We start from the raw sequence: 22,609 nt of genomic DNA, 5'->3' as shown, positions 1-22,609 counted from the left end.
CGATGGAGGTCAACGATGACGCGGGGTGCCTGATACCCCGCGGTGCTCTCAGGTTTTTCGCGAGCAAGCTCGCTCCTACAGGGGGACACGGTCATCTGTAGGAGCAAGCTTGCTCGCGATGGAGGTCAACGATGACGCGGGGTGCCTGATACCCCGCGGTGCTCTCAGGTTTTTCGCGAGCAAGCTCGCTCCTACAGGGGAACACGGTCATCTGTAGGAGCAAGCTTGCTCGCGATGGAGGTCAACGATGACGCGGGGTGCCTGATACCCCGCGGTGCTCTCGGGTTTTTCGCAAGCAAGCTCGCTCCTACAGGGGAACACGGTCATCTGTAGGAGCAAGCTTGCTCGCGATGGAGGTCAACGATGACGCGGGGTGCCTGATACCCCGCGGTGCCCTCGGGTTTTTCGCGAGCAAGCTCGCTCCTACAGGGGAACACGGTCATCTGTAGCTGCCGAAGGTTCGGGCCGCGTTCGGACGATCTTTTGATCTTGCTCTACCTGCCGCCGAACGCAGGCTTCGCACAACGCTTGCTCAGCCGCCGTCCGCAGGTATGCTATTGGCCTGCCGAGGAGATTGAAAATGGCCTACGATTTTGACCTTTATGTGATTGGCGCCGGTTCTGGCGGTGTGCGGGCGGCTCGGTTTGCTGCCGGGTTCGGGGCGAAAGTGGCCGTGGCCGAGAGTCGCTACCTGGGCGGCACCTGTGTGAACGTTGGCTGCGTGCCGAAAAAGCTGCTGGTCTACGGGGCTCACTTCGCCGAGGACTTCGAGCAGGCTTCGGGGTTTGGCTGGAGCCTGGATGAGGCGCAGTTCGACTGGGCGACGCTGATCGCCAACAAGGACCGTGAGATCAATCGCCTCAACGGCATTTACCGTAACCTGCTGGTCAACAGCGGCGTGACGTTGCACGAAGGCCACGCCAAGATCGTCGACCCGCATACCGTCGAGATCAATGGCGAGTGCCACACGGCTAAGAACATCCTGATCGCTACCGGCGGCTGGCCGCAGATTCCCGAGATTCCCGGGCACGAGCACGCGATCAGTTCCAACCAGGCGTTCTTCTTGAAAGAGCTGCCCAAGCGTGTGCTGGTGGTGGGCGGTGGTTACATCGCCGTCGAGTTCGCCGGGATCTTCCACGGCCTGGGCGCCCAGACCACGCTGTTGTATCGCGGCGAGTTGTTCCTGCGTGGCTTCGACGGTTCCGTGCGCAAGCATTTGCAGGAAGAGCTGAGCAAGCGCGGCATGGATCTGCAATTCAATGCCGACATCGAACGTATCGACAAGCAAGCCGATGGCAGCCTGAAAGTGACGCTCAAGGATGGCCGTCAGCTGGAGGCCGATTGCGTGTTCTACGCCACTGGTCGCCGGCCGATGCTGGATAATCTCGGCCTGGAAAACACCGGGGTGAAGCTCGACAAGAAGGGCTTCGTCGAGGTGGATGACCTGTACCAGACGGCCGAGCCTTCGATCCTGGCCCTGGGCGATGTGATCGGGCGGGTGCAGCTGACGCCCGTGGCGCTGGCCGAAGGCATGGCGGTGGCGCGACGTTTGTTCAAGCCTGAGCAATATCGCCCGGTGGACTACAAGATGATCCCGACGGCGGTGTTCAGCCTGCCGAACATCGGCACGGTCGGCCTGACCGAGGAAGAAGCGCGGGAAGCCGGCCACGAGGTGCAGATCTTCGAAAGCCGCTTCCGGCCGATGAAGCTGACCCTGACCGAATGCCAGGAGCGCACGCTGATGAAGCTGGTGGTGGACGCCCAGACCGACAAGGTGCTGGGCTGCCACATGGTCGGTCCCGAGGCTGGCGAAATCGTCCAGGGCCTGGCCATTGCCTTGAAGGCGGGTGCCACCAAGCGCCACTTCGACGAAACCATCGGGGTGCACCCGACGGCCGCCGAAGAGTTCGTCACCCTGCGTACCCCGGTCGGCGCTTAATCGCCCTTGGCGACGCCTGGCGCTGCTGCAACGGCAGCGGCCAGGCGTACGCTTTCTTCCAGCTCTGCCTGGGTTTTCAGCAGTTCGCCTTGCAGTAGTTTGCTGGCTTGCGTTTGCTCCTCGACGCTCTGTTTGAGTGCCTGGCTTTCCAGCATGGCCACTCGCAGGCGTTCCTGGAGAAGGGTGCGTTCGCTGTCGACCCGATTGGCCTGGTCGAGCAGTTGATCCTGGCGGGTGTTGCTTTGCTTGAGCTGCTCCTGCAACAGGCTCAGCTCGCGCAACGTGCCGCGATTCTCCGTCAGCAGGCGTTCGTTGTCGCGGTGCAGCTGGGTGATTTCATCCTGGCGCACCAGGGCGCTTTGCTGAGCCTGGCGTAACTCCATCTGCAGTTGCTGCACCTGACCTTCGTGGCGGCTTTGCTCCTGCTCGCGCTGCTCCTTGACCGCGTTGCGATAGTGGTCAAGGGCGTCGCGGCTGTGCAGGTGTTTCTCTTCGAGCGAGCGAATCTGCTCGTCCTTGTCTTTCAGGCGCAATTCGAAATCAGCCAGTGCCTGAGTCAGTCCGGCGTTGCGGGTTTGTTCGCCCTGAAGCTGTGAACGGGTGCTGTGCAGCGCCTCGGATTCCTGGGTCAGGGCCAGGCTTTGCAGTTCGTAGTGCTGCTGCAGTTGCGTATTGGCTTGTTCGGCCTGTTGCAGCTGCGTTTCCAGTGCCTTGCGCTGTTGCTCGTACTGCTCGCAGGCCTGGTCGATCGGTTCTTGCGCCTGCTCCTTGAGCCTCTGCGCCAGGCGCGTCACCAGGGCCAGCAACTCGTCGTCGATCGGCTCGGACGGCGCCTCTTCAGTGTCCGGGGTGCTGTCATCGAGCTCCTTCATATAGCGATGGATCGTGGTTTTCGAACCCGTATTGCCCATTTCGATGCGTACGGCATCGATGCTGGGATTTTCGCCGCGGGCGAGGATCGCCAATCGAGCCGCTTGTACCACTTGTTTATTCACGCCGACACGGGCCATGAGAACTCCTGCGTTTTTGCTGTGTGGTACGTACCACGTATATAAACATTGTACCATCCATCATTGAAAGTTTGATACCGGGTATTCATCATGCGGGATATACTGGTATTACCCCGTGTGATATCGATTTTGAGGCGTTCGCGTCTGCAAATCCGTACACAAACCCCTGTAGGAGCGAGCCTGCTCGCGAGAGAGCACCGCGTACATCCATTCAGCCAGCGTCATCGTTAACGTCCATCGCGAGCGAGCTCGCTCCTACAGTTAAGGCAAGGTTATTTACATGAGTGAGCTGGATCGTTACCTGCAAGCCGCCACGCGCGACAACACCCGCCGCAGCTATCGGGCGGCCATCGAGCATTTCGAGGTCAGTTGGGGCGGTTTCCTGCCGGCGACCGGCGACAGCGTGGCGCGCTATCTGGTGGCCCATGCGGGTGTGCTATCGATCAACACCTTGAAGCTGCGTCTGTCTGCGCTGGCGCAGTGGCATAACAGCCAGGGATTTGCCGATCCCACCAAGGCGCCGGTGGTGCGAAAAGTATTCAAGGGCATTCGGGCGCTGCATCCGGCCCAGGAGAAACAGGCTGAGCCGCTGCAGCTTCAGCACCTGGAGCGAGTGGTGGCGTGGCTGGAACTGGAGGCACAAACCGCCAGGCAGCAAGGCGATCGACCGGGGCTGCTGCGGGCCCGGCGCGACAAGGCGTTGATCCTGCTGGGTTTCTGGCGTGGGTTTCGCAGCGATGAGTTATGCCGCGTGCAGATCGAGCATGTGCAAGCGAGCGCCGGTTCCGGCATCACGCTGTACTTGCCACGCAGCAAGAGCGACCGGGAAAACCTCGGCAAGACCTACCAGACGCCCGCGTTGCAGCGATTATGCCCGGTGCAGGCCTACATCGACTGGATCACCGAGGCCGCGCTGGTTCGCGGTCCGGTGTTCCGTGGCATCGACCGATGGGGCCATTTGAGCGAGGAGGGCTTGCATGCCAACAGCGTGATCCCGCTGTTGCGCCAGGCGCTGGAACGCGCCGGCATATCTGCCGAGCACTACACCAGCCACTCACTTCGCCGCGGCTTTGCATCCTGGGCACACCAGAGCGGCTGGGACTTGAAGTCGTTGATGAGCTACGTCGGCTGGAAGGACGTCAAGTCCGCCATGCGCTACATCGAAGCCAGTCCGTTTCCCGGTATGGCCCGTCTCGCGGAAAAGCCGCTGGCGTCGTAAATTCGGTTTTCTTCTATTAATACTGTTGGCTAATAGCGAAAGCCAATCAGCGGCATGAGGTTTGCCAATGAGCCAACCGTCCGTCGAGTGGGTAAAGTCTCTTCATCAACTTCTTAACCCCTGACGGAGAGTCAACGATGCCTATCATCAACAGCCAAGTTAAACCTTTCAAAGCTGACGCATTCAAAAACGGCGACTTTGTAAAAGTTTCGGACGCCGACCTGAAAGGCAAGTGGTCCGTGGTGTTCTTCTACCCGGCCGACTTCACCTTCGTTTGCCCGACCGAGCTGGAAGACCTGGCTGACAACTACGACGCCTTCCAGAAACTGGGCGTTGAAATCTACAGCGTTTCCACCGACACCCACTTCGCCCACGCTGCCTGGCACAACACTTCGCCAGCCATCGGCAAGATCCAGTACACCATGATCGGCGACCCGACCCACGCCATCTCCCGCAACTTTGACGTGCTGATCGAAGAGGCTGGCCTGGCTGACCGTGGCACCTTCGTAATCAACCCTGAAGGCCAGATCAAGATTGTTGAGCTGAACGACGGCGGTGTAGGCCGCGACGCTTCCGAGCTGCTGCGCAAGATCAAGGCTGCCCAGTACGTCGCTGCTCACCCGGGCCAGGTTTGCCCAGCCAAGTGGAAAGAAGGCGAGGCCACTCTGGCCCCGTCCCTGGACCTGGTCGGCAAGATCTAAGTCTGTGACGCGCTTCACCAGGGCGCACTTGCGCACCTTCTAAGCAAGCTGCACCGCCCAATAAAAACGCCCGGGCGAGATTCGCTCGGGCGTTTTTTTATGTCTTTAGCAAAGCAAAAAAGGAAATCGCCCGTATGTTGGATGCCAATCTTAAAGCCCAGTTGAAATCGTACCTGGAACGGGTCACCCAGCCGATCGAGATCGTTGCCTCCCTCGACGACGGTGCGAAATCCCAGGAAATGCTCGCACTCCTGAAAGACGTAACCAGTCTTTCCACCCAGATTACCTTGCTCGACAACGGTGATGACGCCCGCAAGCCATCGTTCTCGATCAACCGCCCGGGAGCGGATATCAGCCTGCGTTTCGCCGGCATCCCGATGGGGCACGAATTCACTTCGTTGGTGCTGGCCTTGCTGCAAGTCGGCGGCCACCCCTCCAAGGCCAGTGTCGAAGTGATCGAACAGATCCGCTCGCTGAAGGGCGAGTTCAACTTCGAGACTTATTTCTCGCTGTCCTGCCAGAACTGCCCGGACGTGGTCCAGGCGCTTAACCTGATGGCGGTACTCAACCCCAACATCCGCCACGTCGCCATCGACGGTGCGCTGTTCCAGGCAGAAGTCGATGAGCGCCAGATCATGGCGGTACCGAGCATCTACCTCAACGGCGTGAACTTCGGCCAGGGCCGCATGGGCCTGGAAGAAATCCTCGCCAAGATCGACACCAGCGGCATCGAGCGCCAGGCCGAGAAGATCAGCGCCAAGGAAGCCTTTGACGTGCTGGTGGTCGGCGGTGGCCCGGCCGGTGCTTCGGCGGCGATTTATGCCGCTCGCAAAGGCATTCGCACTGGTGTTGCGGCTGAGCGTTTTGGTGGGCAGGTGCTCGACACCATGGCCATCGAAAACTTCATCTCCGTGCAGGAAACCGAAGGGCCGAAACTGGCTGTGGCACTGGAAGAACACGTCAAGCAGTACGACGTGGACATCATGAACCTGCAGCGCGCCGACAAGCTGGTTCCGGGCGCGAATGGTGAGCTGCATGAAGTTCAATTCGCCAGCGGCGCGAAGCTCAAAGCCAAGACCGTGATTCTGGCGACTGGTGCACGCTGGCGCGAGATGAACGTACCCGGTGAGCAGGAGTACCGCAACAAGGGTGTGGCCTACTGCCCACACTGTGACGGCCCGCTGTTCAAAGGCAAGCGCGTGGCGGTAATTGGCGGCGGCAACTCCGGCGTAGAAGCGGCCATCGACCTGGCCGGTATCGTGTCCCACGTCACGCTGCTGGAGTTCGATGTACAGCTGCGTGCCGATGCGGTGTTGCTGCGCAAGTTGCACAGTCTGCCGAACGTGACCGTGATCACCAGTGCGCAAACCACTGAAGTGACGGGCGACGGGCAGAAGGTCAACGGCCTGCGCTACAAGGATCGCCAGACTGACGAACTGCGCAACGTGGAGCTGGAAGGGATCTTCGTGCAGATCGGTCTATTGCCCAACACCGATTGGCTCAAGGGCACCATCGAGCTGTCACCCCGAGGCGAGATCATCGTCGATGCCCGTGGCGAAACCTCGGTGCCGGGTATCTTCGCAGCTGGCGACGTAACGACCGTGCCGTACAAGCAGATCGTGATCGCGGTGGGCGAGGGCGCCAAGGCTTCCCTGAGTGCATTCGACCACTTGATCCGCACCTCGGCCCCGGCGTAATACCGGACGCTGAAAACACAAAACCCCATGAATGATCATGGGGTTTTTTGATTTTGATTTACAACGGTGCTGGCTGGATGATCTCCACCCAATATGCATCCGGGTCCTTGATGAACGCCAGGCTCTTCATGCGGCCGTCGCTCAGTCGCTTCTGGAAATCGCAGCCCAGCGCTTCGAAGCGCTCGCATGCGGCGACGATGTCCGGAACGCAGATGCAGATGTGACCGAAACCGCGTGGGTCGGTATTGCCGTTGTGATAGGCAAAGTCCGGGTCGTTCTCGGTGCCGTGGTTATGGGTCAGTTCGAGAATGCCGGGGATCGACTTCATCCACTGCGTACGCTCAGCGGCATCGGCCGGAATCTGGCTCTTGTCGACCAGGGCGAGGAAGTACAGGCTGAATTCGGCTTCCGGGAAATCGCGTTTCTCCACCAGTGTGAATCCGAGGATGCGCGTGTAGAAGTCCAGGGACTTGGTGATGTCCTTGACCCGCAACATGGTGTGGTTGAAGACGAAGCTCTGGGTGGCGGTGTCAGGCTGTGCGGTGACGCCGGGGAAGGTGTTCAGTTCGTGCAGGCTCATGGGCCCTCCGGAAAATAATTGGGGCTGACGTATGACGCCAATGATACGCATGGAGTGCGACATCACCAAACCCGAAGCGCCTGCTATTGCCTGACCGCCGGTCGAGGATCAGACTTCAGGGCTAACTGGCCGGGTGTTGATTGCAATGATTCGTTTGTGCAGGGCGTTGATTATCTTGAGTGGCGTGCTTTCGGTCGTTGTCCAGGCTGATAGCGATGAGCCGGTTGTGACCTGGCCGCCAGGCTGGCAGGTCGAAGTCGTTGCCCAGGGCGACGCTGACGCCGGTGTCAGCCGCCAGCGCGCGGTCAAGAACGATGCGCAAGGCACGCCGATGATGGTGATGGAACTGACCATGACCCGGGTGCAAAGCGGTCATCAAGTGAACCTGGAAGCGGTGTTGCTGGAGATGCGCAAGTCGGTGCAGAAAGACTTTTTCCAGGGTGGCTATCAAAGTGTCTGCAACCGGATTCACTCGACCAACTTGAGTCGCCTGGCGGCACTGGAAACCACCTGCACCATCACCCAAAACGGCCGACATGTGCTGTCTCAAACATTGGTCGCTGCCGTGGATGCCGATAAGGCCTACGTTCTTTCCTACGCCGGGCAGGCCGAGGCTTATAAGGCCAGTCAGAATGAAATAGAGGCGGCACGTAATGGCTTGAAACTTTAATTGAAGGCCTCGATAAGCGCCGATTTCATGCCCAAGCCGATAGTTTTAGATAGCCAAAAGGATTAAGCACAAAGTTGCCTGTAAAGTACCCGGTGGATCCGTCGATATGCTTGCATTTAGATGCTATCAAAACAAAGCCCTGCATGTGCAGGGCTTTGTTTTTTTCAGTGCGAGGGTTCAGCCGCGCAGCCAGGAGTCAACGGTGGCTGCACCGTATTGTTCCTTCCAGGCCTTCAGCCCGCGATGGTTGCCACCCTTGGTTTCAATCAGCTCGCCGGTATGCGGGTTCTGATAAACCTTGACCACGCGAGCACGGCGGGTTTTCGGCGCGGCCTGTTGCAGACCGGATTTTGCCGGGTTCGGGTCGAGGATGGCAATAATGTCGCGCAGGCTCTTGCCGTAGGTTTTCATCAGCCCCTGCAGCTTTTCTTCGAATTCGATTTCTTTCTTGAGCCCGGCATCGTTCTTCAGGGATTCAAGCTGCTTGAGCTGCTCTTGAAGGGCCTTTTCAGCTGCACGAAATTCAGCGAGTCTGGACAATATCTTTACTCCAATAGTGTGTTTGGCTGATACCAACCGCAAACAAAGCTATAAGCCAAGAGCCTTGAAGCGACTCGGTGATAAGTGGCTCACCTGCCAATCTAGCGCAGGCATGAAAAATTGTAGTTGTTAATTGATCAAGAGTAAATCATGTCTTTTTCTTCATGTAACAAGAGTTGTGCGTTGAATCATTTTGGGGAGGGCGGCTCGCTGCTAAACGCCACTAGTTAATGATGACTTAATGCGTTAATGAAGTCTGCCGCGGGCATCGGTCGACCAAACAGATAACCTTGCAGGTAGTTCACATGGTGGGCCGTCAGGTAATCACTTTGTTCCGGGGTTTCCACACCTTCTGCAATCGTGGCCAGGTCGAGCTTGGCCGCGAGATCGATGATGCTGTCCAGAATGTGGCTGGAGAGGGTGTCGACGCCGATCATGGCGACAAAGCTCTGGTCGATTTTCAGGAAATCCACGTTGAACTGACGCAGGTAACCGAGGCTTGAGTGGCCGGTGCCGAAGTCGTCGATGGCGATCATCACGCCAAGCTCATGCAACTGCTCGAACAGGCGATGGGTGATGGCCGTGGGCTCGATCAGCTTGCGCTCGGTCAATTCCAGGACCAGGTGGATGGAGCCTTTGGCAAACGCGCCGAGGAACTGCCGGCAATCGTCGACCAGCGCAAGATCGTGGCAATGATCGGCGGTGATATTGATGCCGATATGAAACGGCTCGGCAAAGGACGCCGACTGCGGTGCCAGCAGCCTGGCGGTCTGTTGCATGATCGAGCGGGTCATTGGCACGATCAGCCCGCAGTGCTCGGCAAACGGAATGAACAGGTCGGCGCGTACCAGGCCTTCTTTTGGATGGTTCCAGCGCATCAGCACCTCGACCCCTGTGCATTTTTTACTTTGCGCCTGCACCACCGGCTGGAAATACGGGACGAACTCCGCCGCGTCCAGTGCGCGTTGCATTTCAAGGGTCGGTGACGACGAGCGTTTCTGTATGACATACCCGATCAAACCGGAAATCACGCCGAAGAACAGCAATAAGCTGAACAATGGCGGATATTCACTGCTCATGTAACGCCACACTTCGCCTTCCGGGAAACCGGCCTTCACGCTGAAGGGATAACGGGAAGAAGTCAGACTGTTTTCCGCGACGGGGAACTCGGGTGGTTCGCCAACGTGAAAACTGCCGTCGGCGGACAACCAGTTAGGCCCTACTTGCAACAGCAGCAGTTTCTGCCGCCCCATCAGACGCAAGAGATTACTCAGGTGGTACCCGTCCAGCGTGCTCATCGCGCCCCGTTTGCCTTCGCTGAGTCGATAAACCAGCAGCGCAGTGTCGGGTGTCACGGGGTTGCCCTTCATCAACAACAACTGGCCGTTGGCATAGTCCCCGGAGGCAATTTTTTCGTGATAGTCGCCGAACAGGGAACTGCAATAGATAGTGTCGTCCCACAGTAGGTTGGTCGAGCGCACGAATGGACGTTTTGTTACCTGCTCGCGCAATGCCAGGTTGACGTCGATGCAACTCTGGCCAGCCAACGGCAGCAACTCGCGCGCCGCCTGGGCAGTGTTGTCGAGCATCAGTTCGAACTGGCGCAGCGCTTCTTGCGCGGTTTGCCGGGTACTTTGCGTAAGTACACGTTCGGCCTGCATATGAAGAATGGCAAAACCCAGCATAATCGGCAGCAGTCCACTCAACAGGGTCACGGCGACCCTGATGCGGCGTTGTCGGGCTTTGATTTTCAGTGGCATTCGCAAAACCTGTATCGATGAAGTCGTGCTCTCAAATGCTGGCGGGGCGTGAGGCCTCCCATGAAGAGTTCAGGTACGAGGCAGGATAGTTGGCCCTCGGCACTTGTGCCGCTCAAGGGTTGCCCAGGCGCTCGACCAACCTGCAACAAACCCCTTGCATGACTGGGGAAAAAGGGGATTTGATACAGGAGGCGGACAAAATGATTTACGCTGTGTAGAATCAGGTTACGCATACAATAATAATCGTCTTCTGGCAGCAGAAGCCTCGCCCTCAGAGCCTTGGGTCGACAATGAAGATATTCGGGTTTCAATTGATCTACGGTGACTTCCTCGCCCGCAGCGTGCGGGGCATCTCCTGTGCGCCACCCACCGGTCTCAGCATTGCTAGCAACTGACATTTGTTAATCTAAAAGCATGATGAGGCGCCAACCATGGCAGATTTATACGAAAACCCAATGGGCCTGATGGGCTTCGAGTTCATCGAACTGGCATCGCCAACCCCCAATACCCTGGAGCCGATCTTCGAGATCATGGGCTTCACCAAGGTCGCGACCCATCGCTCCAAAGACGTGCACCTGTATCGCCAGGGCGCGATCAACCTGATCCTCAACAATGAACCCAACAGCGTCGCCTCGTACTTTGCCGCCGAGCACGGTCCGTCGGTGTGCGGCATGGCGTTCCGTGTCAAGGATTCGCAAAAGGCCTACAACCGCGCCCTGGAACTCGGCGCCCAGCCGATCCACATCGAGACAGGTCCCATGGAGCTGAACCTGCCGGCGATCAAGGGCATCGGCGGCGCGCCGCTGTACCTGATCGACCGTTTCGGCGAAGGCAGCTCGATCTACGACATTGACTTCGTGTTCCTGGAGGGCGTTGACCGCCACCCGGTCGGCGCCGGCCTGAAGATCATCGATCACCTGACCCACAACGTGTATCGCGGTCGCATGGCCTACTGGGCGAACTTCTACGAGAAACTGTTCAACTTCCGCGAAATCCGCTACTTCGACATCAAAGGCGAATACACCGGCCTGACCTCCAAGGCCATGACCGCGCCGGACGGCATGATCCGCATTCCATTGAACGAAGAGTCGTCCAAGGGCGCCGGGCAGATCGAAGAGTTCCTGATGCAGTTCAACGGCGAGGGCATCCAGCACGTGGCCTTCCTCAGCGACGACCTGCTCAAGACCTGGGATCACCTGAAAAGCATCGGCATGCGCTTCATGACCGCGCCGCCGGACACTTACTATGAAATGCTCGAAGGCCGTTTGCCCAACCACGGCGAGCCGGTGGGCGAGCTGCAGGCGCGCGGCATTCTGCTGGACGGTTCGTCCGAGTCGGGCGACAAGCGCCTGCTGTTGCAGATCTTCTCGGAAACCCTGATGGGGCCGGTGTTCTTCGAATTCATCCAGCGCAAGGGTGATGACGGTTTTGGTGAAGGCAACTTCAAGGCGCTGTTCGAATCCATCGAACGCGATCAGGTTCGTCGTGGCGTGCTGTCCACTGACTGATTTGTTGTAAAGATCAAAAGATCGCAGCCTTCGGCAGCTCCTACAAGGTGTACCCATTCCCATGTAGGAGCTGCCGCAGGCTGCGATCTTTTGCTTTAAGGTCGGCGATGCCGCATCAGATGCTTGAACCCTTCAAACACCAACACCACTACCGCCATCCAGATCGGAATATAGGTCAGCCATTCACCGGGCTTGATGCTTTCCCCCAGCAACAACGCCACCCCCAGCAACAGCACCGGCTCGACGTAGCTCAACAGACCGAACAGACTGAACGGCAGCAAGCGACTGGCGATGATGTAGACCACCAGCGCTGACGCACTGATCAGGCCGAGCAATGGGATCAGCCATGCCAGCGCCGGATGCTGATCGAAGACACCAAAACCTTGCTCGCCACCGTGCACAAACCAGTAGGCGATGGGCAGCATCAGGGTCATGTCCAGCCAGAGCCCACCAAGGTTGTCGGCCTTCAGCCATTTGCGCAGCACGAAGTACAGGGGATAGCCGATGACCACCACCAGTGTCGCCCAGGAGAATCCGCCGACCTGATACAACTCGTTGACCACGCCCAGGCTCGCAAAGAACACCGCGACTTTTTGCAGATACGACAGCCGTTCACCGTAGGCGATACGCCCGGTCAGGACCATGGCCAGCGGCAACAGGAAGTATCCCAGCGACACATCGAGGCTGTAGCCGTTGAGCGGCGCCCACATGAACAGCCACAGCTGCACGCCCAGCAGTGCCGACGACAGTACCAGGCCGGCGATCAGCTTCGGTTGCGCGCCAATCCTGCGCAACAGGTCGATCACCCGCCGCCATTCCCCGGACACCAGCATGAACACCGTCATGCACGGCACCGTCAACAGCATGCGCCAGCCGAAAATCTCCACGCCGCTCAAAGGCTTGAGCAACGAAGTGTAGTAATACATGACGGCAAACAGCACCGAGGCTGACACCGATAAAGCGATACCTTTAGACAAGCTGTCCTCGCGAGGTTGAACATAAAACGGGTTGCGGAGGATACGTGGTTTTTGTGCTGAATATTGGCCGGATGATCAATATTTACAACATTGCAGGAAGCACACCAAACCCTGTAGGAGCAAGCTTGCTCGCGATGACGGCATATCAATCAATACAAGTGCTGAATGTGAGACCGCTATCGCTGGCAAGCCAGCTCCTACAGGTGTGAATGTCATCGGCAGCTACTTGGTTTACGGCCGGAAACAAAGTGGCTCACATCATTGAACCCCGGCGTCGACGCATGCCCCGGCGTCACCAGCGAATCGATGAACGCCTCATCCTCAGCCGTAATCTTCACCGCTTGCGCCTTGGTGTAGGCATCCCATTGCGCCTCGGTGCGCGGCCCGACAATGGCTGAGGTCACGGCGCTGTTGTTCAGCACCCAGGCGATCGCAAATTCGACGATGCCCACGCCGCGCTCCTGGGTGTATTGCTGGATCTGCTGGGCGATGCGCAAGGATTCGACGCGCCATTCGGTTTCCAGAATGCGTTTGTCTGCACGCCCTGCGCGGCTGTTGGCGTCGGGCTTGACGTGCGGCGCATATTTGCCGCTGAGCACGCCGCGCGCCAACGGACTGTAGGGCACCACCCCAAGGCCGAAATTTTGCGCGGCAGTGATCTGCTCGGTCTCGGCTTGGCGGTTGACGATGTTGTACAGCGGCTGGCTGATCACCGGCCGGTCCACTCCCAGTTTTTCAGCTACGCGAATGACCTCGGCGATGCGCCAGCCACGGTAATTCGACAGCCCCCAATAGCGGATTTTGCCTTGGCGAATCAGGTCGCCAATCGCCGAGACCGTGACCGCAAGCGGCGTGTTGTGGTCTTCGCGGTGCAGGTAGTAGATGTCGAGATAGTCGGTGCCCAGGCGCGTCAGGCTGGCGTCGATGCCATTTAAAATGTGCTTGCGACTCAGGCCGCTGCGGTTCGGCACACCGTCCACCGGGCCGAAACCGACCTTGGTCGCCAGCACCCATTCGTGGCGGTTGCCGGCTATCGCTTCGCCAACGATTTCTTCCGAGCGCCCGCTGGTGTAGACGTCCGCGGTGTCGATGAAATTGATGCCCTGGTCCCAGGCCTTGTCGATGATCCGCAGGGAATCTTCGGTGCTCGTCTGTTCGCCGAACATCATGGTGCCCAGGGTCAGGGTGGACACCTGCAGGCCCGACTGACCCAGTGTGCGGTAGCTCATGGGGAAATCCTTTTGCCAAAGGGAAGGGCTCAAACAAATACCAGAACCCTCCCGTGGATCAAACTGATTTATCGAACACCGCGCAGCAAAAATGTGGGAGATTCTCTGCAACTACCCGTCCCGTCACGATTTTCAGGATCACCACTATGTTTGAACTCGATCACGACCTGGCCCAGGACATCGTCGACCGGGCGATGGCCATCCTGCCGTATAACGTCAACGTCATGGACAGCCAGGGCCTGATTCTCGGCAGCGGCGAGCCGGAGCGCGTCAACACCCGGCATGAAGGCGCGCAACTGGTGTTGGCCAACGGCCGCGTGGTCGAGATCGACGCGCAGACCGCCATCCATCTCAAGGGCGTGCAGCCGGGTATCAACCTGCCGCTGATGCTCGACCAGCGCCTGATCGGCGTGCTGGGCATTACCGGCGAGCCGGAGCAATTGCGCACTTACGCCGAACTGGTGCGCATGACCGCCGAGATGCTGGTGGGCCAGCGCAATCAACAAGCCGAGCAGCAATGGCGGCGCCAGCGTTGCGATGACTTGCTGGCGTTGTTGCTCAGTGACGCCGGCGGTTCGCCGCGGCTGATCGACGAAGCGCAACAGCTTGGGCTCAAGCCGCAACTGACACGAGTGCCGTATCTGTTCGAGTTGGGCATGGAGCACGGTCCGGGGCAAACCGTCGAGGCGCTTAGTGCCTGGCTGACTTCACGCTATCCGGATAGCTGGTGCGTCAGTCCGGCCAAGTCGTCGTTGTTGTGGTGCCGACCAGCGAACCAGACTGTCGAGAACGATCGACTGCTGGAAAAACTAGATGGCCTGGGCTGGAACATCCAGCGCATCGCCGTGGGTGGGCAGGCGGATGGGCTGACGGGTTTGCGCCGCTGCTATCGTAGGGTCGGTGACTTGCTGGCCTATGGGCGCGACGTGTTGCCCCGATCCCGTTTGCTGACCCTCAATCGCTATCGCCTGCCGGTGATGCTCTGGCGACATCGCAACGACGATGCGCTGGACGAATTGCTCAACCCGCTGCGCAAAGTGATCGCCAAGGACAACAACGGCCAGTTGCTGGCGACCTTGCGCAGCTGGTGCGAGCACGACGGGCAGAGCCAGGCGTGCGCTGATGCGCTGGGGATTCATCGCAACAGCTTGCGCTACCGGATGGAGCGCATTGCCGAACTCAGCGGCGTTGATCCATTGCGGCTGGACGGCATGCTCGCGCTCTACCTCGGCGTACAACTGCTCCCCGAAACCCCCTGATAAAGCACTCCCCCTGTAGGAGTGCACAGGATTTGTGGGAATGAACAATAATCCCCAGTGTCGCTTGTGCAGCAGCCCGGCGTTATTGTCCGGGCCTGCTGGCAGCATGGTCTCCATAACACACGGAGAATTACCATGAAAATCGTCATCGCCCCCGACTCGTTCAAGGACAGCCTCAGCGCACAAGGCGTGGCCGATGCCATTGCCCTTGGCCTGGCGCAAGTCTGGCCTGATGCACAACTGATCAAATGCCCGATGGCTGATGGCGGGGAGGGGACCGTCGAGTCGGTGCTCGCCGCGTGCGCTGGCGAGTTGCGCCGAACCGAGGTTCGCGGGCCACTGGGCGAAACTGTCGATGCGTCCTGGGGCTGGTTGCCCCACAGCCACACCGCGATCATCGAAATGGCCGAAGCCAGCGGTCTGCAGTTGGTGCCCCTCGAGCGCCGCGATGCGTGCATCAGCAGCACCTTTGGCACCGGCGAATTGATTGGTGCGGCACTGGAGGCTGGCGCGCAGCGGGTGATCCTCGCCATTGGCGGCAGCGCCACCAACGACGCCGGCGCGGGTGCCATGCAAGCCCTGGGCGTGAAGCTGCTCGATGCACAGGGCCAGGAGCTGCAAGCCGGTGGCCTGGCGCTGGCGCAACTGGCACGCATTGATCTGACCGGCATCGATCCGCGCTTGGCGCAAGTGCGCTTCGACATTGCCGCGGATGTGAACAATCCACTGTGCGGCCCCCACGGTGCCTCGGCGATTTTCGGTCCGCAAAAAGGCGCAACGCCTGCGCAGGTACAGCAACTGGACAGCGCCTTGGAGCACTTCGCCGATCACTGCGCCCGGGTCCTGGACCACGATGTCCGCGACGAACCGGGCAGCGGTGCGGCAGGCGGTCTGGGCTTTGCCGCCAAGGCGTTTCTCAAGGCGCAATTCCAGGCTGGGGTGGACGTGGTGGCGGAGCTGGTGGGGCTGGCGGATGCGATAAAAAATGCCGATCTGGTGATCACCGGAGAAGGTCGTTTCGATGTGCAAACCTTGCGTGGCAAAACTCCGTTTGGCGTCGCCAGGATTGCCAGGCAGCAGGGTGTCCCGGTGATCGTCATTGCCGGTACCTTGGGTGACGGCTACCAACAATTGTATGCCCACGGCATCGATGCCGCGTTTACCTTGGCGAGCGGGCCGATGACGCTGCAGCAGGCCTGCGCCGATGCGCCCCGCTTGCTGCACGAAAGGGCGAGCGATATTGCCCGTGTCTGGCGGATGGCCTCACGCGCGTCCTGAATCACCCATTCGCTCAGAATGCCTTCGTCGCAGGCTGCGTCAGGAAACCGGGCTGCCAAAAAACACGGCAAACCTGTCAACTTTGACAGTATCGCGTTCCGAAAAACCGGCGCTTAATTTGCCCAGGTCTTACGACCGGGCAGAACGACATTGCGCTGTGCAGTAGTAGAGCCATGCGTTGAACTGCCAGAAAAGTTTTGCCGGCCCTGACTCTGTTCATGGCCGAACTAAAACGGATTTGGAGAGATAAGCATGGCAAGTTCATACAACAAGCTGACGGCTGAGCAGGTGCGGGCCAATTACCATCAACAATTCTTCGTCGCCGATTTGCAGCCCCCTGGAGTTGTTGACGCCATGCCCGGCGATCCCGACGGTTTAATACACAAAGACAAGCTTGTCGCGGCGTTGGACGTGACGATTCCAGTGTGGGATGTGCGGCCTCCTTTTCCTGGGCCGGTAAACGTGTTGACGATGGAGTGTCTGCTGACAAGTTCAAACGTGTGGGTTCAAATCGCCGCTCCAGAAGATATTCCCTGGCCTGGCGATCTGCCTGATTCGTCCTTTCCTCTGTCAAGGCAAATACCGCTCGCTGTTTTCAAAGACTATGAGGGCAGATTTCTTTTTCGTTACCGTGTAACGAACTGGAATGACCTGACTGTAAGGTATTCGCCATCGACTCCGGTGACCGTCGACAGAACCGGGCCGATTTGGCTGGAACCAGATCACGCGATGATCGAAATCGTTGAACAACCGGTGATTACCGATGAAGTTTTAGCCCGGGATAATGGGGTCTTTTGCGTGATCCCGGATTTTATCGAGACTAAACGAGCTGAGGTCACGGTTCACGTCGCTTGGCTCGATAGAGCACCGGCACCAGGGGAGGACATTACCAGTTTTGTCGTGCTTTCGCAGTTGCTTCCTGGCAACCGTACAGTGCTGGTACCTGCCGTTGCGGTCACTAGATATGGCTCGAAAACTCAATATGCGGTGGCCACCCTGGTGGACAAGGCGGGTAACCGTGGGGAGAGGTCGTTACCGGCAACGGTTCAGGTTGCATTGGGCACGCTGCCCGGCAACTTGGATCCTTGCACCGTGCCTTTGGCCGCCGATGGCTTGATTGATCGAGCCGACGCGGCGCTTCCCACCAGGGTACATATCGAAGAGTACGACGGGTGGGTCGCAACTGATGGCATCCTGGTCAATTGGGGGACGGACACCCTCGCCCGGACTTCTGTCGGCGCGCATCTGCCGTTTCCTCTGAGAATCACCGTGCCCTGGCCCCGCATGGCAGCGGAGTACGACTTCAACTCAGCCACGCATGTGCAACCGGTCAAAGTGGACTATTCAGTATTGAGGGGCGACTACCCCTTTGCTTCGCCAGGCCCTATTGACGTCAATACGAACTTCAAGATTACCGGGCCAGTGAACCCGAATCCTGAGCCGATCAATCCGACCCTGAATCTGGTTGTCTTCGTAAGTTCCAGTGGCAGCGGCACGGAATTGACGCTGGCCGATATCGGCAACGATGCCACCGCGTCTATCGAGTTGTTTGATGACCCTGACGACGGGGATACCTTGACGCTTTTTTACCATGGCGTTGTCGTCGCTGCGTCCAATAATCCTTATGTAGTCAACGGAATGGAGAACCCAAACGAGGTCATCGACTTTGTCATACCGTGGAGCGATATCGAACGCACGCCGGTCATGGAAGACTTGCCAATCTACTACACCCTGACACACCAGGACTTCGCCAACCCGCAGGAATCAAATCGCACCACCATCGATGTTCTGGTGGAAGTCGTCGATCTGCCTGAACCGGATTTTCCTGCGGCAGACTTTCCAAGCAACATAGCCAATTGCAGCAGCCTGAAGCGCAAGGTTGCGGGAGGTACGGAATGGGGGATCTTCGTACATATACCTGCATCCAATTACCTATTAGAAGACGTAGACGTCGAATTGGAATGGCAGACCTACGAATTTGACGGCATTACGCCAATTGACGGCACCGATCACGAAGAGACTTTGACCGTTTCTGCTGAGCAGCAAGCGAACGGCATTAACTGGTTCGTTCCCTATGACAAATGTTTAAAGCCTACCTATAGACCACCGATCAGTGGTGGCAATCCGCTACACCTATGACGCCTTGCAGCGAGTGACCAGCGAAACCGTGGCACCGGACACCCCCTACACCGCCTCGCGCACCTACCGCTACGTGCTGAGCAACGCCCCCGGGCAACAGGCCAGCCAGGAAGCCACCGACGTCAAGGGCGTACAGACCTGCACGCTGTTCGACGGCCTGAATCGGGTGATCAAGGAACAACGCCAGGACAAGGACAACATGACCGGTGCCAGGGCCGAGGAGTTTCGCGACACCTACTTCGCGACTTACAACGAGCTGGGGGATCTGGCAGAAGAAATCGAACGCGACTGGTGCAGCGCCGACAGCGCCGATGACCTGGTGCTGCTCAGTCGGTACCGCTATGACGATTGGGGCGAGCAGCGCAGCATGACCCGCCCGGACGGGGTCGAGGAGCACGAGGTCAGCGACCCGATCACCCAGACGGTTACGACCTGGATTGAAGGCATGGGCAAAACGGTCACGAAAAACAACCTGTTCGAAAAGCCCGACAGCGTCAATCGCTACAAACTGGGCGATGACCCAACCGACCCACGGGTGGAGCCGATCAGTGAACATCTTTACCGTTACGATGGTCTCGGGCGAACCGAGCAAGAGACCGATGCACTGCTGAAAACCACCAAGTATGTTTACGATGCCTTTGATCGCATGGTCGAGAATACGTTGCCCGACAATGCCGTGGTCGAGCGTCGTTATGCTTTGCACAGCACTGAAGACCTGCCAGTCTGGATTGGTGTCAACGACATTGAGTTGGGGCAACAAGCGTTTGACGGCCTCGATCGAATGATCGAATCGATCACCGGTGGTCGTGTCACACGCTATCGTTTCAATCCGGGGCAGACCCAACCGTACAAAGTCATTCGGCCTTCTCTTGAAGAGGTCGACTACCAATACCTGCCGGCCTTGGGCGAGGATCCGCTGACGCGCACCACCCATACAGGCATTGCTGCAACCTACGAATACGACGAGAAAAGCGCCCGCTTGAAGTGGACCGAGGAAAACGGGATTAAGCTTTTACGCGAGTACCACACCACCGGCGAGATAAAAAGTGAAACGCGCGAACAGCCTGGTCAGACGCCACTGCGCATGGACTACCACTACAGTCGGCAGGCACGGCTGCTCAAATACACCGATGTACTCGAACAGGATCAAACCTACGACTACGACAAGTCCAGCGGCCAGCTTAAAAGCACGACGTTGGGCACCACGACTGCCAGTTTTTTCTACAACACCCTTGGCCTGACGGAACGAATTGAAACCATCGACGGCGCGCAGCGTCTGGAAGTCAAGCTGACTTACGATGATCAGGGACGTGAAGTGCTGCGCGAGTTCGATTTTGGCGCCGGCCAGACTCAGCAACTGAGCCAGGTTTACAACCTGGTTGACGGGTTGGTGCAGCGCACGTTGTTGGAAAACGGGTCAGTGTTATTGCGTGACGAAACCTATGGCTATGACATTCGCGGACGTCTGGAAGAGTACAACTGCAGCGGTACTCAACAGCCTTTGGATCCTTACAACCGGCCGATCGAAATGCAATATTTCATATTCGATGAGCTGGACAACTTGCAGCTGGTGCAAACCTGGTCACCTGATACTGAAGATTCACCAGGCGGCATGAATGTCGCCGAGTATTACTATGACCCGGACAAGGATCCGACGCAGTTGATCAAGGTTGTCAGTCAGTTCGAGAACGAACCTCAGCAAATCGTTGATCTGGACTACAACGCCGATGGCAACCTGCTGCACGACGAAGTCGGACGCAGCCTGGGTTACGACGTCTTCGGCCGTTTGATCAGCGTTAGCGGCCTGGCCGGCGAAACGCCGAGTAGCTATCGCTTCGATTCGTTGGACAAGCTGGCCAGTCAAGACATCGGGGGAGACGAACAGCAACGGTTTTACCAAGGCGACAATCTGGTCAACCTGCGAGGCACATCCAACACCAGCACCTTTGTCAGTGCCAATGGAGTGGTGCTCGCAGAGCACAAGGAAGGTGCTGACCCAAAGTCGATGCTGCTGGCCAGTGATGATAAAAACACGGTGCTGCGTGAGGTCGGGCAAGACTTTGCCAATGACCTCGGTTACTCACCGTATGGCTATCGTTCGGATGAACTGCCCGTTAGCGGTCAATTGGGCTACAACGGTGAACCGTGGGAAACGCAAACCGGTTGGTATTTGCTCGGTAAAGGGTATCGGACGTTTAATCCTCAGTTGATGCGATTTCATAGTCCGGATAGCTGGAGCCCGTTTGGGGAGGGGGGGTTGAATAACTATGCTTATTGCTTGGGCAATCCGATCAAGTATACGGATCCAACTGGGCATGGTGTTGCGGGATTTTTTGCTAGACTTTTCGGGAAGGGTACAAAAAACAATAGATTGGCTCGGGAATTAGCACAAGATGCGATAAAGAACACAGTAAATAGGTCGGATGATGTTTTTTCTACGACGTACAGACTTAATGGGCCGGTTGCTCGGGAACATGCCGGTCTTGTAGCGTTACATAGGGAGGAACTCGGATTCATAGGCACTTACCGTGCAAATAATAGTTGGTTGATGGATGTTGGACTCGGCAAGGAATTCGCTAAGCCTAAAAGGGTGCGTAAAATAATTCAGACAAATAAAAAATACCGTCAATGGTACCTGCAAGAAAAAGAAAAACTGATGGACCAGAAATATTCATTCAGGGAGGTCGAATTTGAAGTAACACCAAAAATTGAAGCCCCTTTGCCAAGAAATACTAAACCCAAGGAGCGCGATATCAGTCGCCAAGCCAGAATTAGAATTCTTAAATAAATTTATATAATAACGCTGTCTTGTCCGACACGGCAGAAAACGCCGTGTCGGAAAATATTTGATCCTCATCGGTGGAGGAGTTCAACATAATGGAGAAAACCAGGATCACCCCAACCCACTCACTCGCGCAAACTCTACCAACCCACCGTCATGCTCAAGTCCCAACTTGTCCATGGCGGTGCGTTTTTGTCGGCTGATGGTCTTTTCACTGCGGTTCAGTTGCACCGCGATCTGTCGTCCGGACAAGCCCTGGACAAACAACCGCACCACCTCCAACTCCCGTTCGGAAAGTCTCACCCGCGGCGTCTCTGCGCCAGCGGCGGGTAACGCCTGTGCATCGAGAATCGCGGCAAACGTCGGGCACAGGTAGCGTCGCCCATTGCCAACGATCTGTACCGCCCGCTTGAGTTCACTCATGGGGCTACGCTTGTCGAACAGTGCCTGCGCGCCGGTGTTGAGCAAAGCTTGCAGCAGGGAAGGGTTGCGCAGCATGGTCATGACGATCAACGGGAGGTGAGCGAAGTGCCGTTTCAGGTAGCCCATCAAAGCCAGGCCGTCGGGAAAGCGTCCGTAAGGCATCGAGTAATCGCTGATCACCAGGTCGCAGGCGGTGTGCTGCAAATGGTGAATCAGCTCATCGGCATTTTGGGCCTGAGCGACAATCCTGCAGGGCCTGCCGGAGGGGGAGCTCAGGGCCGTTTCGGCACCCAGCAAGACGACCGGGTGGTCGTCGGCAAGCACAATGCGCAGCGCAGAGTCAGGGCGATGCCTGTACAACTCCGGCATATCGTTACAGGCATTGTCCGAAGAGGGGTAAAGCCATTCGGGTTTTCGAGGCGTCTGGTCCTGCATCATGAAACGTCTCCACAGGGTCGATACCACGCTGCCCCCTGTGCAGGTACTGGCTCAAGGCAGATGTATCAAGCCCAAATCCAGCGCCATGACGACGGCAACCCAGCGCGATCTCACACCGAACTTTCGGCGGATGTTACAAAAGTGGTAATTAACACCGGCCTCGGTGCAGCTGCAGATCTTGCCGATCTCCCAGGACGACTTGCCAGCGGCGCTCCACTGCAAGACTTCTTTTTCTCGGGTTGTAAGTTTTATCGCAGGAGGTTTTTCGCCCTCCTGCGGCTGGAAACTGACCTGGGCTGGCGATGATCGAACCGAAACGTTGGTGGCGCGGTACATGGTTGAATCTCCCATTCATCATCATTGACGGCGTGGGCGCGACGGAATCTTCCTACTGCTTGATGGCATGGTTCACGCGGCCGTCCTTCAGACCCCTGTGTCAGGCCTGGAAGGCACAATTTCC

At 57.9% G+C, this 22,609-nt stretch carries 18 protein-coding genes; 10 read left to right on the top strand and 8 right to left on the bottom strand.

Going from position 1 to position 22,609, the window contains the following annotated elements:
- Window positions 1-580: 580 nt before the first annotated feature.
- On the top strand, window positions 581-1,939 hold the full coding sequence (gene gorA / locus ACYP2Q_RS04210) for a glutathione-disulfide reductase (protein ID WP_459729334.1): 1,359 nt from the start codon (window positions 581-583) through the stop codon (window positions 1,937-1,939).
- On the opposite strand, the gene ACYP2Q_RS04205 is transcribed toward gorA, so the two are convergent.
- A complete protein-coding gene (locus tag ACYP2Q_RS04205; RefSeq protein ID WP_459729333.1) occupies window positions 1,936-2,949 on the bottom strand; it encodes a DNA-binding protein in 1,014 nt (337 codons plus the stop codon). The two genes, gorA and ACYP2Q_RS04205, sit on opposite strands and share 4 nt — an antisense overlap.
- A 280-nt stretch (window positions 2,950-3,229) precedes the next feature.
- Here ACYP2Q_RS04205 and ACYP2Q_RS04200 point away from each other — a divergent pair, with 280 nt between their 5' ends.
- The 3 genes from ACYP2Q_RS04200 (at window position 3,230) to ahpF (ending at window position 6,566) form a co-directional block, all read left to right on the top strand.
- The gene (locus ACYP2Q_RS04200; protein ID WP_459729332.1) at window positions 3,230-4,168 is read left to right on the top strand and encodes a site-specific integrase; all 939 of its coding nucleotides are present in this window, start codon (window positions 3,230-3,232) and stop codon (window positions 4,166-4,168) included.
- A gap of 137 nt (window positions 4,169-4,305) precedes the next feature.
- Window positions 4,306-4,869, top strand: coding sequence for an alkyl hydroperoxide reductase subunit C (gene ahpC / locus ACYP2Q_RS04195; protein WP_007975937.1), 564 nt, complete (start codon window positions 4,306-4,308; stop codon window positions 4,867-4,869).
- Window positions 4,870-5,003: 134 nt separating this feature from the next.
- The gene (gene ahpF / locus ACYP2Q_RS04190; RefSeq protein ID WP_459729331.1) at window positions 5,004-6,566 is read left to right on the top strand and encodes an alkyl hydroperoxide reductase subunit F; all 1,563 of its coding nucleotides are present in this window, start codon (window positions 5,004-5,006) and stop codon (window positions 6,564-6,566) included.
- A gap of 58 nt (window positions 6,567-6,624) precedes the next feature.
- Here ahpF and gloA read toward each other — a convergent pair whose 3' ends face one another.
- Complete coding sequence (gene gloA, locus ACYP2Q_RS04185; RefSeq protein ID WP_459729330.1) at window positions 6,625-7,146, bottom strand: lactoylglutathione lyase; 522 nt, start codon at window positions 7,144-7,146, stop codon at window positions 6,625-6,627.
- Window positions 7,147-7,291: 145 nt separating this feature from the next.
- Between gloA and ACYP2Q_RS04180 the strand changes: the two genes are divergently transcribed.
- Window positions 7,292-7,816, top strand: coding sequence for a DUF4946 domain-containing protein (locus ACYP2Q_RS04180; protein WP_459729329.1), 525 nt, complete (start codon window positions 7,292-7,294; stop codon window positions 7,814-7,816).
- Window positions 7,817-7,993: 177 nt separating this feature from the next.
- Here ACYP2Q_RS04180 and ACYP2Q_RS04175 read toward each other — a convergent pair whose 3' ends face one another.
- A complete protein-coding gene (locus tag ACYP2Q_RS04175) occupies window positions 7,994-8,356 on the bottom strand; it encodes a histone-like nucleoid-structuring protein, MvaT/MvaU family (RefSeq protein WP_008065377.1) in 363 nt (120 codons plus the stop codon).
- A gap of 227 nt (window positions 8,357-8,583) precedes the next feature.
- Complete coding sequence (locus ACYP2Q_RS04170; protein ID WP_459729328.1) at window positions 8,584-10,116, bottom strand: EAL domain-containing protein; 1,533 nt, start codon at window positions 10,114-10,116, stop codon at window positions 8,584-8,586.
- Between the two features lie 431 nt (window positions 10,117-10,547).
- Between ACYP2Q_RS04170 and hppD the strand changes: the two genes are divergently transcribed.
- Window positions 10,548-11,624, top strand: a complete 1,077-nt coding sequence (hppD, locus tag ACYP2Q_RS04165) for a 4-hydroxyphenylpyruvate dioxygenase (RefSeq protein WP_274077140.1) — start codon at window positions 10,548-10,550, stop codon at window positions 11,622-11,624.
- A 95-nt stretch (window positions 11,625-11,719) separates the two neighbouring features.
- Here the strand turns inward: hppD and rarD are convergent, their stop codons facing one another.
- A complete protein-coding gene (rarD, locus tag ACYP2Q_RS04160) occupies window positions 11,720-12,601 on the bottom strand; it encodes an EamA family transporter RarD (RefSeq protein WP_459729326.1) in 882 nt (293 codons plus the stop codon).
- A 212-nt stretch (window positions 12,602-12,813) separates the two neighbouring features.
- Window positions 12,814-13,830, bottom strand: a complete 1,017-nt coding sequence (locus ACYP2Q_RS04155) for an aldo/keto reductase (protein WP_459729325.1) — start codon at window positions 13,828-13,830, stop codon at window positions 12,814-12,816.
- 146 nt (window positions 13,831-13,976) lie between these two features.
- On the opposite strand from ACYP2Q_RS04155, the gene ACYP2Q_RS04150 reads away from it, so the two are divergent.
- The 4 genes from ACYP2Q_RS04150 (at window position 13,977) to ACYP2Q_RS04135 (ending at window position 21,294) form a co-directional block, all read left to right on the top strand.
- Entirely contained in the window at window positions 13,977-15,089 is a 1,113-nt protein-coding gene (locus tag ACYP2Q_RS04150) for a sugar diacid recognition domain-containing protein (protein ID WP_459729324.1), read from the top strand.
- A 135-nt stretch (window positions 15,090-15,224) separates the two neighbouring features.
- Entirely contained in the window at window positions 15,225-16,367 is a 1,143-nt protein-coding gene (locus tag ACYP2Q_RS04145; protein ID WP_459729323.1) for a glycerate kinase, read from the top strand.
- A 252-nt stretch (window positions 16,368-16,619) separates the two neighbouring features.
- The gene (locus tag ACYP2Q_RS04140) at window positions 16,620-18,506 is read left to right on the top strand and encodes a hypothetical protein (protein WP_459729322.1); all 1,887 of its coding nucleotides are present in this window, start codon (window positions 16,620-16,622) and stop codon (window positions 18,504-18,506) included.
- Window positions 18,484-21,294: an RHS repeat-associated core domain-containing protein gene (locus ACYP2Q_RS04135; protein ID WP_459729321.1), complete on the top strand. Its 2,811-nt coding sequence runs from the start codon at window positions 18,484-18,486 to the stop codon at window positions 21,292-21,294. The genes ACYP2Q_RS04140 and ACYP2Q_RS04135 overlap by 23 nt, the downstream gene beginning before the upstream one ends.
- Before the next feature lie 105 nt (window positions 21,295-21,399).
- On the opposite strand, the gene ACYP2Q_RS04130 is transcribed toward ACYP2Q_RS04135, so the two are convergent.
- The gene (locus ACYP2Q_RS04130) at window positions 21,400-22,149 is read right to left on the bottom strand and encodes a response regulator (RefSeq protein WP_459729320.1); all 750 of its coding nucleotides are present in this window, start codon (window positions 22,147-22,149) and stop codon (window positions 21,400-21,402) included.
- A gap of 51 nt (window positions 22,150-22,200) precedes the next feature.
- Window positions 22,201-22,485: a LuxR family transcriptional regulator gene (locus tag ACYP2Q_RS04125; protein WP_459729319.1), complete on the bottom strand. Its 285-nt coding sequence runs from the start codon at window positions 22,483-22,485 to the stop codon at window positions 22,201-22,203.
- Window positions 22,486-22,609 lie beyond the last annotated feature (124 nt).

Source organism: Pseudomonas sp. MHK4, from assembly GCF_054600775.1.
The sequence above is the reverse complement of the archived record's forward strand: the minus strand, read 5'-3'. Positions and strand labels throughout refer to the sequence as shown.

What these genes read in the sequence shown, in the direction of transcription:
- ACYP2Q_RS04205 (WP_459729333.1), bottom strand. Translation starts at nt 2,949, where the DNA reads ATGGCCCGTGTCGGCGTGAATAAACAAGTGGTACAAGCGGCTCGATTG.
- ACYP2Q_RS04170 (WP_459729328.1), bottom strand. Translation starts at nt 10,116, where the DNA reads ATGCCACTGAAAATCAAAGCCCGACAACGCCGCATCAGGGTCGCCGTG.
- gloA (WP_459729330.1), bottom strand. Translation starts at nt 7,146, where the DNA reads ATGAGCCTGCACGAACTGAACACCTTCCCCGGCGTCACCGCACAGCCT.
- ACYP2Q_RS04140 (WP_459729322.1), top strand. Translation starts at nt 16,620, where the DNA reads ATGGCAAGTTCATACAACAAGCTGACGGCTGAGCAGGTGCGGGCCAAT.
- ACYP2Q_RS04200 (WP_459729332.1), top strand. Translation starts at nt 3,230, where the DNA reads ATGAGTGAGCTGGATCGTTACCTGCAAGCCGCCACGCGCGACAACACC.
- ACYP2Q_RS04130 (WP_459729320.1), bottom strand. Translation starts at nt 22,149, where the DNA reads ATGATGCAGGACCAGACGCCTCGAAAACCCGAATGGCTTTACCCCTCT.
- ACYP2Q_RS04155 (WP_459729325.1), bottom strand. Translation starts at nt 13,830, where the DNA reads ATGAGCTACCGCACACTGGGTCAGTCGGGCCTGCAGGTGTCCACCCTG.
- ACYP2Q_RS04125 (WP_459729319.1), bottom strand. Translation starts at nt 22,485, where the DNA reads ATGTACCGCGCCACCAACGTTTCGGTTCGATCATCGCCAGCCCAGGTC.
- ACYP2Q_RS04150 (WP_459729324.1), top strand. Translation starts at nt 13,977, where the DNA reads ATGTTTGAACTCGATCACGACCTGGCCCAGGACATCGTCGACCGGGCG.
- ACYP2Q_RS04145 (WP_459729323.1), top strand. Translation starts at nt 15,225, where the DNA reads ATGAAAATCGTCATCGCCCCCGACTCGTTCAAGGACAGCCTCAGCGCA.
- gorA (WP_459729334.1), top strand. Translation starts at nt 581, where the DNA reads ATGGCCTACGATTTTGACCTTTATGTGATTGGCGCCGGTTCTGGCGGT.
- hppD (WP_274077140.1), top strand. Translation starts at nt 10,548, where the DNA reads ATGGCAGATTTATACGAAAACCCAATGGGCCTGATGGGCTTCGAGTTC.
- ahpC (WP_007975937.1), top strand. Translation starts at nt 4,306, where the DNA reads ATGCCTATCATCAACAGCCAAGTTAAACCTTTCAAAGCTGACGCATTC.
- ahpF (WP_459729331.1), top strand. Translation starts at nt 5,004, where the DNA reads ATGTTGGATGCCAATCTTAAAGCCCAGTTGAAATCGTACCTGGAACGG.
- ACYP2Q_RS04180 (WP_459729329.1), top strand. Translation starts at nt 7,292, where the DNA reads ATGATTCGTTTGTGCAGGGCGTTGATTATCTTGAGTGGCGTGCTTTCG.